The 11,223-nt window shown below is 44.9% G+C and carries 13 protein-coding genes; 6 read left to right on the top strand and 7 right to left on the bottom strand.

The features are described 5' to 3' along the window. Positions 1-144: 144 nt before the first annotated feature. From FCL48_RS24140 to FCL48_RS24115, 6 genes are all read left to right on the top strand, one after another. Positions 145-609, top strand: a complete 465-nt coding sequence (locus FCL48_RS24140) for an RICIN domain-containing protein (protein WP_136876567.1) — start codon at positions 145-147, stop codon at positions 607-609. 130 nt (positions 610-739) lie between these two features. After that, complete coding sequence (locus FCL48_RS24135; protein WP_136876565.1) at positions 740-1,390, top strand: peroxiredoxin-like family protein; 651 nt, start codon at positions 740-742, stop codon at positions 1,388-1,390. 138 nt (positions 1,391-1,528) lie between these two features. Next, positions 1,529-2,170, top strand: a complete 642-nt coding sequence (locus tag FCL48_RS24130) for a hypothetical protein (protein WP_136876563.1) — start codon at positions 1,529-1,531, stop codon at positions 2,168-2,170. A gap of 239 nt (positions 2,171-2,409) precedes the next feature. Next, positions 2,410-3,816, top strand: coding sequence for a glycoside hydrolase family 5 protein (locus tag FCL48_RS24125; RefSeq protein ID WP_136876561.1), 1,407 nt, complete (start codon positions 2,410-2,412; stop codon positions 3,814-3,816). 102 nt (positions 3,817-3,918) lie between these two features. Beyond that, positions 3,919-4,323: a hypothetical protein gene (locus FCL48_RS24120; RefSeq protein ID WP_136876559.1), complete on the top strand. Its 405-nt coding sequence runs from the start codon at positions 3,919-3,921 to the stop codon at positions 4,321-4,323. A gap of 66 nt (positions 4,324-4,389) precedes the next feature. Next, positions 4,390-4,941, top strand: coding sequence for a YcxB family protein (locus FCL48_RS24115; protein WP_136876557.1), 552 nt, complete (start codon positions 4,390-4,392; stop codon positions 4,939-4,941). Between the two features lie 218 nt (positions 4,942-5,159). On the opposite strand, the gene FCL48_RS24110 is transcribed toward FCL48_RS24115, so the two are convergent. The 7 genes from FCL48_RS24110 to FCL48_RS24080 form a co-directional block, all read right to left on the bottom strand. Then, complete coding sequence (locus tag FCL48_RS24110; RefSeq protein ID WP_136876555.1) at positions 5,160-5,954, bottom strand: ABC transporter ATP-binding protein; 795 nt, start codon at positions 5,952-5,954, stop codon at positions 5,160-5,162. Next, positions 5,951-6,838 (bottom strand): ABC transporter permease, encoded by an 888-nt coding sequence (locus tag FCL48_RS24105; RefSeq protein ID WP_136876553.1) that lies wholly within the window; start codon positions 6,836-6,838, stop codon positions 5,951-5,953. Before FCL48_RS24105 ends, FCL48_RS24110 begins: the two co-directional genes overlap by 4 nt. A 15-nt stretch (positions 6,839-6,853) precedes the next feature. Then, entirely contained in the window at positions 6,854-7,819 is a 966-nt protein-coding gene (locus FCL48_RS24100; protein ID WP_169309364.1) for an ABC transporter substrate-binding protein, read from the bottom strand. A 420-nt stretch (positions 7,820-8,239) separates the two neighbouring features. Continuing rightward, the gene (gene gloB, locus FCL48_RS24095; protein WP_169309363.1) at positions 8,240-9,013 is read right to left on the bottom strand and encodes a hydroxyacylglutathione hydrolase; all 774 of its coding nucleotides are present in this window, start codon (positions 9,011-9,013) and stop codon (positions 8,240-8,242) included. 231 nt (positions 9,014-9,244) lie between these two features. Next, positions 9,245-9,676, bottom strand: coding sequence for a periplasmic heavy metal sensor (locus tag FCL48_RS24090; protein ID WP_136876549.1), 432 nt, complete (start codon positions 9,674-9,676; stop codon positions 9,245-9,247). Positions 9,677-10,105: 429 nt separating this feature from the next. Then, positions 10,106-10,648: a glycine cleavage system protein R gene (locus FCL48_RS24085; protein ID WP_136876547.1), complete on the bottom strand. Its 543-nt coding sequence runs from the start codon at positions 10,646-10,648 to the stop codon at positions 10,106-10,108. Between the two features lie 105 nt (positions 10,649-10,753). After that, complete coding sequence (locus FCL48_RS24080) at positions 10,754-11,161, bottom strand: RNase adapter RapZ (protein WP_136876545.1); 408 nt, start codon at positions 11,159-11,161, stop codon at positions 10,754-10,756. Between the last annotated feature and the right edge of the window lie 62 nt (positions 11,162-11,223).

The raw sequence follows: 11,223 nt of genomic DNA, 5'->3' as shown, positions 1-11,223 counted from the left end.
GCATCATTTTTTTGATTGCTGATTCTTTGAACTTATCTGAGTAACGTTTTGACACTAGAGGCTCTCACTTCGCCCATTGGTTATATATGAAAATATTTGAAGTGCAAACTATTCTGACACATAGGGATATTGTCCAGCATACTGATGACTACTTCGGTTTACAGTGCCGATACTTTTATGCTCAAGCTGGTTGATCAACTTGATGAGCCAGAATTCTACTGCCTCGATGTTGCCGGCTGGGGAGACCACTTAAAGGTTGATGATCCGGTTCAGGTGCATACATGTAAACCCGACTCGCCCGATCAGGAATTTATTGTTGAGGGAAGTACACTCAAGATGCCAGCATACAATAGGTGTCTGACAGCAAGTGCGTCTGGAAATACGGCACTGCCTGGAAGTGCCCTTATATTACGTGAGTGTGATGGCGGTATACTGCAAAATTTTAGGATTCTTTCATCTGGGCAAATAATGCTGAATAATTCCAATCTATGTCTGGCGGCAGGAAGCACAAGCCTCGAAGCTTCTGGCCCAAGTCATATGTGGAGAGTTGCAAGTTTGCAACCTTGTGAGAGTACAGATAAAAAGTTCATTACTTGGAACGCTCAATAGAAAAGTGTCTAAAGATACGGTGATGTATAACTACATACTGTCACTTAGTATTTTCTCTGGCAGGCGGTTTAGCTCGAAGAATTTTTGAGTTCAGAGCGCTTAATCCCGTAATACATTATAGAGAGTAAATATGAAAAGTTTAAGAAAACAAACCGATGCTAAGATTGCAGCGGGACGACAGGCTAATCCTGATTTTATGAGAGGAGTCGATGATATTATTAACCAGGCAAAAGCCTTCCAGCAAGGCAGTGATGCCATTAAGATTGGCCACAAAGCTCCTGGCTTCGAGCTACCTGACCCTGAAGGAAAATCGATATCGTTGGCTGCTGTACTAGCAAAAGGTCCCGTTGTTCTCACATTTTATCGTGGTAGCTGGTGTCCGTACTGCAACTTACAACTTAGAGCCTTGCAAGCACGCTTAGAGGATATTCATGCACTGGGTGCTACGTTAGTTGCTATCAGCCCACAGGTGCCTGACGGATCAATGACTCGAGATGAAATGAGCGAAATGGATTTTGTTGTTTTGTCCGATCAAGATGCAAAAATAGCTTCACAATATGGTATCGCATGGAAAGTACCAGAGTTTCTGGTCGAGCACATGCGTGTAGATCGCAACCTTGATCTTGAAACAATCAATAATGGCAACGGTAGTGTTTTACCGATTCCCGCCACATTTGTACTAAATCGTGATGGCGTAGTTATATGGCGCTATGTCGATGTTGATTATAGAACACGTTCAGAGCCTGACGATATTATTGAGGCCTTGCAAAAACTGTCTTAAGGATGCTGATGCTCCCAGGAGACTTCTATTATTAATTACAACATGCAACTTTTACATACCAAAGTGCTGCACTGGAAAAACTACTCGCTCGCAGTTTCCCGCTGAGCAAGACATTATACATTTAGCAAAGGAGAAAAGGTGAAGACATATGAGTTTTTATGGATATTTATGCTTGTCATTCTCCTTGCTGTGCCTGCATCTGCAGCTCGATTTCCGAATGCGGTTGAAAAAAGGGTAGTCCTTAATGGACAAGCAGGAGTTTTAATCGGAGAACTATTCGGATTAAACTCTTCCTCCTCACATTCCGTTGCCTTGCAATTGGGGAGAGGAGATGCGTGGGCGGTGTATCTTCTCAAGCAAGATACCAAAGAAAAACTATCAAATGACAATGACGGTTACCCTTCCCGAGTCAATGTAATGGAATTATTGTCTTCTCCAGTTCCCTCTTTAGCTATCTCCCCCTACTGGCTTGATTTAGGCACTCGTCTTCCAGAAACGAAAGTTGGTTATTACTCTTTCAGTTCTCCTTTTGTGCCCGCCAGCCTTGACAGGGAGGATTCCTGGACTCGTCTTTTACGACGACTAAGGACAGGACCTGGCTGGGTTGATGGTGCAGAGATACCTTTCCAGCGAGATTTCACGTCCTCTGATGGAATCGAGCTCTGCATTAAGGTGTTTCGCGTTGTATATCACCCTGCCAATAGAGCGAGTAAAGGGTATGTCGCGACGATCACAACTCATTCAGAGAATGGACCGCCAGCCCCTGCAGTTGACCCATAGGATAGCAAAACCTGAAAGTGTAGAATTAGGGTCAGGTTTCAACTCCTGACAATATTTTAAAAAAATGAACTTCAATTTCTCAACGTGAACATATCTATACATTTAGACCTAAGACAATTCTAAGCTATTTTCCAATGGCCAATCCAGCCGACACCGGGAAAGCTTGGGTTTGTTTTTCTAGCGTCGGTGGCCCGGAGCGGCTGACGAGCACGTTGGCATAGTAGGAGGAATCGAAACTCATGAGCCAAGAGACCGCGTACAAGGAATTCGCGAGGCTGAATGAACTCATTACAGGTAAAAAAACAAATGCTTTTGGCTCTGGTGCGATCGCAACTCGCATACTGGAACTAGCTTTATTTATCCGATACCAGGGAACAGCGCCTACCCAGAGGCGGAGACCTCATTTGATTAAGGCCCTACTGTTAGTATTGTGGCTTGTTTCGCCGCTGACAGTGATTGCGGCAAATCCAATGGTCCATCAGGACGGATCAAGAATTGTCGATGGAGAAGGTAAACCAGTGGTTCTCAGGGGCGTATTGATTGAAGGTTGGTTAATGTGGAACGGGCCGATGTGGGGTGCTGGTATCTTTTCCTCTGAAACTCACATCGTAAATAAATTAACGGCACTGGTTGGTGCGGAAGAAGTTGAAAAATTTCAGAAAGAAATCTATCAAAATTTCATTTCTGAACGTGATATCCGCATGATTGCAGACATGGGTTTTAATGTGGTCAGGGTTCCCTTCAACCACACGATCCTGGAAGATGATGACCGCCCATTTCAATATAAGACTTCTGGCTGGGAGCTCCTGGATCGGCTACTCGACTGGTGCCAAAACAACCGGGTTTATGTGGTTCTGGACCTGCATTCTGCCCCGGGTGGACAATCAGAGGTTTTTGTCAATGATCCGGATGGGTCAGGGTTTTACACTTCTGAATCTAACCTCAAGAGGACGGTTGCGCTATGGCAGGCCATCGCTCATAGGTATAAAAATCGTAACATCATTGCTGGTTACGACCTCTTGAATGAGCCACAGTTACCGCTTTTCACGCCGGGTAGTGTGCTTGTGGATGTGTACAGGAGAATTATTGAGGCCATTCGTAAAGTCGATACCCAACACATGGTAATTCTATCGGCTGGCGGTTTCACATCGAATGACTCCAGCATGTTTACCGAGGTACTGGATGACAACCAGGCACTGGCGTTCCATACCTATAACTTGTTGAGCTCGGACATAAACTACGAGGAACAGAAAAAACACAGCGAGCTCTCCAGGAAACTGAATGTCCCCATCTTAAACGGTGAGATTGGTGCCCACACTTTAGAGTGGGTGAGCCAGGTAATTAACATGTTTGAAGACCCCAAATACAACGTCAGTGGTTGGATCTACTGGCCATGGAAAAGGGTCCCAGAACAGGGCAAACGGTGGCGTCACCTTATGGCGATTGAAACGCCCCCGGAATGGGACCTGGTACGAAACTGGGTGGCGGGTGTATGGTTTGCACCTAAGCCCAGTCCCGGGCAGACCATAGCCGGTATGCGGGCTTTTGTCGAAGCGGGTAAGGCAGAGAATATCCGGCTTGATCAGGAAATGGCTGCAGTTTTGACACGTTTTAGAATGGAAAACAAAAACAAAGATAACAGATAGAGATTGTTTGAAATTAAAATAATCAAAGACGTTCAACCGGCAGGTCTACCGGCCGGAAAAAAGCTGCCGCTGGTGACCGGCGCATAAGGCAAATACAAAAGTATGAAAATTAGTTCCATAGACAGTAAGAACTCAATTACTATTGAACGTAAGGGTGACAACGATTACTCAACCTTTGAAGTTACTGCAGAAATAGATATAGTTCATGGTACTTTTACCGGTAAAAACATAGACATTATTTTTTTTAATATCGACGAATTCATTATGGAATATGATTCTTTTTTAACAAATAGAAAAATATCACCAATCCTGAATGGTACCTATGATAGTTATATAAAAATAGAAGCAGGCAAAGGTAGCTCAGTTTTTGTTTCGTTCAGTTTAGGTGATGCATTTAGCGGCTATAATGAAACGGTAGATTTTAGTCTTAATGGTAAATTTGAAATAAATACTGAGTTTTTAAATACAATATATAGAGAGCTTAGAGGTTTGGCTGAAAATGTTTAATCGAGTCAAGTGCGACGCTTTTTCACGTCGCACGCCTTACCCAAATCGTTACATTTACAGGTGAGTATGGAAATTCAAGTAACCCTACAAAAAGAAGACTGGAAGCTATATCAAAGCTATATCGAAAAGGAGTTGCCGAAGCACCTGAAAACTTGGATGGACAGCTTTTGGGTAAACATGCTCATCTGGATGGTTATTGCTTTCGGATTTCTCTTAATATTCAACCAATATAGTAGCTTTCATTGGCCTACAGCAATATCTGTAGGCGCGTTTTTTATCAGCATATCCGCCTTATTTTTATTTAATATGTTCAAAATCAGGAAGGCCTTCGAACCCTCTGATGAAGGCACGTTCTGTGGAAATCACACATTCATATTCGATGAGCATGGAATTAATTCAGAAGGCGAAGGTTATAAAGGTATTCATTCCTGGGCAATTGTTAAAAAAATAGAAAGAGTTCAAGGTATGATTCTAATTTATCTGGATACGGCCTACGCATATGTGTTCCCAGAGTCAAAAATAAGCGACCCTGATGGTTTTTACAATTATATTTCGGAGCAGCATTCAAAAGTAACAAGTCAAGCAAGCGGGACGCCGAAAAGCGGTGCCCTTTCTTGAGGCGTTATGTCGATGGAATCCCCCGACAGCATCTATATTTTATTTATGTATCCAGAAATTTTGGTCATGTTCAAAACTCAAGTCTAAAAAAACAATGTCAAATTTGAGCTTCTCCATCAAAGTCCTATGCTGCCGATTGTTGCGATCTCGGACATATTATGTCAGGCATATGAGGTGAGGCATTATTATAAGAGGCTGATACTCCATTTTCGCTGATATTAGCTGAGCAGCATTGAATCCATCGCCAGTTCTTCACCCTGGGCCTTGTAAAACTGTTCCAGCAGATCCTTGACGGTGAGGTTCTTCTTCTCTTCTCCCTGAACATCAAAGAGAATTCGTCCCTGATGCAGCATGATCAACCGGTTGCCAAAGGCAATGGCATGCTTCATGTTATGGGTAATCATAAGGGTTGTCAGGTTCTGCCCGCCGACGATATCCTGGGTAAGGTGAAGTATCTGACTTGCGGTTTTCGGGTCCAGAGCGGCAATATGTTCATCTAACAGGAGCACCTGCGGCTTAATCATAGTTGCCATCAGCATGGTCAGCGCCTGACGCTGTCCGCCGGACAGCAGACCAACCTTATCGAGCAACCTCTCTTCAAGTCCAAGACCTAACTTCTCGAGCTCGGAGCGAAAACGGGTACGATCTTTTGCCTTTACACCCTTGCCAAGCCCCCTGACCTTCCCACGAAGAATTGCAAGGGCCATATTTTGTTCAATTGTGGCAGAAGGGCAGGTGCCGAGCAATGGATCCTGAAATACCCTGGAGATAAGTGAAGCCCGTTTATGTTCAGGCCAGCCGGTGACATCTTTACCGGCTATTGTCAACTTGCCGGTATCAGGAAAAAAGCCGCCTGCTATACAATTGAGAAGGGTCGATTTACCCGCACCATTAGAGCCGATAACGGTGACAAAATCCCCTTCAGCAATTTTCAGGTTGATGGAATCCAGGGCAAAGACCTCGTTGACACTGCCCTTGTGAAAGTATTTGGTAATGTTGTCTAAGGTAATCACCGCTGAATGAGTCTCTTTTTAAGGTTTGGAGTGATGAGTGCCACAATAACAAGTACGGCCGTTATCAGGTTGAGATCACTGGGATTAAAGCGGAAATCTCCAAACTCCATTCCCAGCGCAAGGGCTATGGCCAATCGGTAGACAACTGATCCAAGAAGCGCCGCTATAAAGGCACGAGCCATTGTATTACAACCAAAGACCGTCTCTCCAATAATAACCGAGGCAAGGCCTGCTACGATGGTGCCTATGCCCATACCAACATCCGCCGCGCCCTGATTCTGGGCAACAAGAGCCCCGCTTAAAGCAACCAGGCCATTGGAGAGCCCAACCCCCAGAATGATGATGGTATTGGTATTTACCCCGAGACTCCGTATCATCTGCGGATTGTCGCCGGTTGCTAGAATGGCCTGTCCCAATTCCGTTGAGAGAAACCAAATGATAAACGAGAGGACGATGACGGCAAAGCAGCCAAAGACAACAAGCCCTGCATAGTGGGCCGGAATACCAAGATGAATGACAGAGTCAAAAACGGTATCAACTCCCAGCAGGGCCACATTAGGTCCGGACATTATTCGAATATTAATCGAATAGAGGGCGATCATCGTTAAAATTGAGGCCAGCAAATGCAGAATCTTAAATTTCGTGTTTAAAAAAGCTGTCATCATCCCGGCACAAAAACCACCTGCAAGGGCGAGTAAGAGTGAGAAGTAGGGATTGATTCCACTTGTAATTGCAACGGCAGAGATAGCGGCTCCCAAGGGGAGCGAACCGTCAACGGTAAGGTCTGGAAAATCGAGTATTCGAAAGGTGAGATACACCCCAATAACCATGATGCCGTAGACCAGTCCCTGTTCTACGGCACCTAGTGCAGCATATAATGTCATAACAGTATCTTGATTTTATTCGTAAACCTGAGTGGCTTTTTGAAGAAGTGCGTCAGGCGGGATAAGGCCCATCTGTTTTGAGAAATTTGCATTGATGTGCAACTGCAGATCCTTTTGAAACTCGACAGGGATATCTTCAGGGGCCATGCCGCCTAGTATCTTCTCCGCCATGGCTCCTGTCTGGTACCCATGTTTGTAGTAATCAAAACCCATTGCTGCAACAGCACCTCTTTTCACCGAATCCACATCAGCTGCAAAGATCGGCAGCTTGTTCTGCACTCCCACCTTAATCACAGATTCCAATGCTGAGATGATGGTATTATCAGTTGGAATAAAAACAGCGTCAACCTTACCAACCAGGCTCTTTGCCGCCTGGTAGACATCAGCGGTCTTTGAGGCCGTTGCCTCAACGACTTTAAACCCGAGCTTGCCGCTGAGAGCTTCAATTGAAGCAACAGTCGCTTTTGAGTTTGCCTCACCTGCATTAAAAAGTAAGCCAATAGTTTTGATCGTATCGCTATAGGCTAGTACCATTTTTATATGCTCTTCAACAGGGAGCAGATCAGACACACCGGTTATTCCACCTGTTGGTTTTTGCAGATCTTTGACCAGACCCGCAGCAACCGGATCGGTCACCGCAGTAAACAGAAATGGCCGCTTTAACTCAGCGGGAGCTTTACTGAGTGCCTGGACACAGGTCTGGGCGGAAGGGGTTGCAATGGCAACAAGAAGATCAGCCTTTTCTCCCACCATCTGCTGGGCAATCTGGGTTGCGGTTCCCATATTGGCCTGGGCATTATGCACAGTATACTTTACATCCACACCTTTTTCGGCGAGATAATCCTGGAAACCTTTTAATACGGCGTCAAGTGCGGGATGTTCGACAAACTGACTTACTGAAATTGTCGCACTCTGGGCGGTAATCACTTGCACCATCAGTCCAAGGACGAGCAAGGCTGGTAATATGAGTTTTTTTATCATCTTTTTCTCCTCTTGAAATACCTGCAAAACATTCTCTGTTTCATAACTCTTCGGGACAGCATGAACAATTCATATTTTCGTCCGCGATCAGGGGGTGCGAGAAAATGTACCACAGAATTATTGAAGAGATTCTGAAGGTATACTTTTTTACGCAACGTACAGATTTTGGGAAATAGAATGTGCTCAAGGTGGTCCTAAACAGCAAAAGCGGTTCTTAGTACACAAGACATCTAGCCGAAATTCATGCGAAGGTCAACGAACCTTTTCCAAACCATAGATTTGACAGCAGGTTTGTGAGGGGGGCTATAAAAGTGTCGTCCCGGCTTTAAAAATAAACCGGGGAGGATGGCAAAACTGGAAGAGAAAGCCTCAGCTTGGCAGAGAGGCGAGGTGCACAACATAAAAAAGGTCTGAAAACTTTTAGTAGCTGTCTTTTAACCGCCTGATTGCTGCAAATACTGTTACGGGGTTGCCGTCTTCAATGAGTAATTTTTTGGCAATCCTCTTACAGACGCTTTCAACGCGACTGCGTAAAAAAGGGTTCGTCTGCCGTTCAAGACCAATGCTTGACGGGGTCGTCAGGCCCCCATTGCCAAGATGCGCCATTGCCTCATGAAGGCGGGTTGTCACCTCGTGATTATCCGGCTCGACAAACTGGGCGAACTTCAGGTTAGAAACGGTATATTCATGGCCGAAATACACCTTTACATCATCGGTATGTTTATCGACAAGCAACGACAGGGAATTATACATCTGCTCCGGTGTCCCCTCAAATAACCGTCCACATCCCGCACCAAAAAGAGTATCTCCGGTAAACAGATGCTGTCCAAAACGAAAACAGATACAACCTGAAGTATGACCAGGGGTGTGTAAGACCTCCCCCTCGATCTTGCCAAAGCGAACGGTCTCCCCACCCTCAAGGCCTCGTGTCATTTTCGTTATTCTGTTTTTTTCTGAACCATAGGCAGCCACTTCAATGTCTGGATACTCTTCACAGAATTCATCCAGTCCTCCGATATGATCCGCATGATGGTGAGTACAATAAATGACACTGAGTTCCACCCCCAGGTTCCTGATTACTTTTGCAACGGGATAGTACTCTGCGGGATCGACAATTGCGGCTTTACCACTTTCTTCACAGACAAGCAGATATGAAAAATTATCGAAATGACATGGAATAATTTCAACTTTCATGTTCTCCCCCCTTAAGGTAGCATCAGCGTTTTGTTCCATTGTATTTACCGAAAAAACAGTAACACATAACGCCAACAAGAAAAGGCAGGCACAAAAAAAAACCTCAGCTGTATTCCTGTCAAGTAAAGACAAGGACACAGCTGAGGCGGGAGGAAGCTTTTTTACTGATGGATACAGCAGAGTTTTAGGTGATGCAATCTCTGCCCCGATCCACAGAAGCGGGGTTGCAAACTACTGATTCATCATCCGGCCTTGATGTTTTCCACGACCACCAGGCCCTCCAAAACCACCCATTCTGTCACAGTTACCACTCATTGGCCCCATATATTGGTCAACCCCTGCTTCAACTGCCTTGAGGCGGATCGTAGTCCTCAGATCAAAGAGTTCTCCTGCAAGCTGGGCTGCAACCTTTGGATCTGGGTTATCACTTTTCATCAAGGCTCTTTTTTCAGCACGTTTCATGACCATTTCTTTAAACAACTGCTGGTTATCGGTGCGAAACTGCACGATCTTTGCTTTGGTTGCCTCATCCAAATTCTGCATGGAATGCATAGACATCTGATAGCAATCACCATCTCCCCGTGGCCCGTTCCATTTAGCGGTTGCGGCTGTTGTCATGGCAAGTCCTGAAATTAAAATTGCTGCTATGAGTTTCTTTTTCATTGCATACTCTCCTTATGTAGATTGGCTTTGAGCTTCATTGAACTGACGTTTGCAACAAGAGTCAACTCCTCTTGTTTTTCTTCTCATGCCTTCTACAAAGCAAAGCACATGCCAATCTAGACTTTACACGATATCTGCCTATTATTACTTACAATATTTAAAAACAGCCGCAAGTGTAACATGTTACCAACAGAAGTGAGTAGGTAAAAATTACCCAGGTGAATAGGAGCAGCTGGAAGAAATTCCCCAGCTGAGAAGTGTGTCGCAATAAAAACGGTTCGCGTCAGCAGAACCTTATGGCAACAGGCCGAAGAATGGAGAGAAGTCTACTGACCACCATGCTCCCCATTCCATGGTGGTCAACATCTGCGGGATAATCGATGCAGCAGGAAGCTGACGAAGGAGCTCCGCAGACGGGTAAAAATGATGTTATGCTTCGGATTGCCTGGACATGCTGATATCAACTTGCAACTCATCAGCCATAACCCCAAGATCGTCTTCAATCTGATCCAGAGAACGCCCCTCAGGGATCTGAATATGAATGTCCATACAATGAATTTTATCACCACTTTCCGGGGAAAATCTGGAAGTTGAATTCAGGTGGACAATATTAAGATTATTTTCTGCCAGAAAACGGCTGGTTTTATACACTATTCCAACCTGATCCAGACACTCCACGTGCAGGGTACAATCTTTGAAGCCATTGGCTTTGACGTGGTCTGAGTCTGGAAGCTGCCGGACAAAAGCTGAAATGCCCTTCTCAAGCTCAAGACGTCTGCATTCCCGTGATAGAGGTTCGACAAGATCATCCTCTTTACTGCTAAACAGCAGATTCAGAGTAAATTCGTCAGACAACATATTCATTGTGGTATCTTCAAGGTTACAGTCATACTCGTAGAGCAGTCTGGTAACATCGGCCACAATTCCCACTCGATCCTTTCCAAAAGCTGTCATTATAAAACGGTTATTCATAATTATCTCCCAAGAGTTGTTTCAAATCCTATCGTCCACAGCATTATCTACCAAAGAGGATTCTGTAATGTCCTCATAATGCAATTTGCCCAGCAGACAGTTTAACTAGACTGTCTCTTTCAGGCTATCTTTTTTAATATCCCTGTGAAAAACGGAGACACCAACAGACTCCGTCAACAGACAGGCCGCGATTTTCTCCACCACGGCAACAGATCGGTGCCGCCCGCCGGTACAGCCGATCCCTATACGGACCGTCTTCTTTTCAGCTGCGATATTCTGCCCGATGATGAATCTGAAAAAATCCTGAAGCTGCGCGACGGTACGCTGGCCCTCTTGACTTGATACAACATAATCGGCCACTTCCGCATCAAGACCGGTTTTCTCCCGTAGCTCGTCAACCCAGTAAGGGTTTGGCAAGAATCTCACATCTATCACATAATTGACATCCACAGGAGTGCCATACTTAAAACCAAAGGAAAATACAACTACATTTAACTGCTCTAAACTGCCCATTGCCTACTCCTTTTCAAGACAATTATGTGATGAATACAATCGCATTACAAACCCACTGTTAC

The organism is Desulforhopalus sp. IMCC35007 (genome assembly GCF_005116575.1).
Classification (GTDB): Bacteria; Desulfobacterota; Desulfobulbia; order Desulfobulbales; family Desulfocapsaceae; genus Desulforhopalus_A.
Note: the sequence above shows the minus strand (reverse complement) of the source record. Positions and strands in the feature narration are given on the sequence as shown.

Coding starts and splice junctions, on each gene's coding strand:
- FCL48_RS24140 (WP_136876567.1), top strand. CDS start 145: ATGACTACTTCGGTTTACAGTGCCGATACTTTTATGCTCAAGCTGGTT.
- FCL48_RS24135 (WP_136876565.1), top strand. CDS start 740: ATGAAAAGTTTAAGAAAACAAACCGATGCTAAGATTGCAGCGGGACGA.
- FCL48_RS24125 (WP_136876561.1), top strand. CDS start 2,410: ATGAGCCAAGAGACCGCGTACAAGGAATTCGCGAGGCTGAATGAACTC.
- FCL48_RS24120 (WP_136876559.1), top strand. CDS start 3,919: ATGAAAATTAGTTCCATAGACAGTAAGAACTCAATTACTATTGAACGT.
- FCL48_RS24115 (WP_136876557.1), top strand. CDS start 4,390: ATGGAAATTCAAGTAACCCTACAAAAAGAAGACTGGAAGCTATATCAA.
- FCL48_RS24105 (WP_136876553.1), bottom strand. CDS start 6,838: ATGACATTATATGCTGCACTAGGTGCCGTAGAACAGGGACTGGTCTAC.
- FCL48_RS24100 (WP_169309364.1), bottom strand. CDS start 7,819: ATGATAAAAAAACTCATATTACCAGCCTTGCTCGTCCTTGGACTGATG.
- gloB (WP_169309363.1), bottom strand. CDS start 9,013: ATGAAAGTTGAAATTATTCCATGTCATTTCGATAATTTTTCATATCTG.
- FCL48_RS24090 (WP_136876549.1), bottom strand. CDS start 9,676: ATGAAAAAGAAACTCATAGCAGCAATTTTAATTTCAGGACTTGCCATG.
- FCL48_RS24085 (WP_136876547.1), bottom strand. CDS start 10,648: ATGAATAACCGTTTTATAATGACAGCTTTTGGAAAGGATCGAGTGGGA.
- FCL48_RS24080 (WP_136876545.1), bottom strand. CDS start 11,161: ATGGGCAGTTTAGAGCAGTTAAATGTAGTTGTATTTTCCTTTGGTTTT.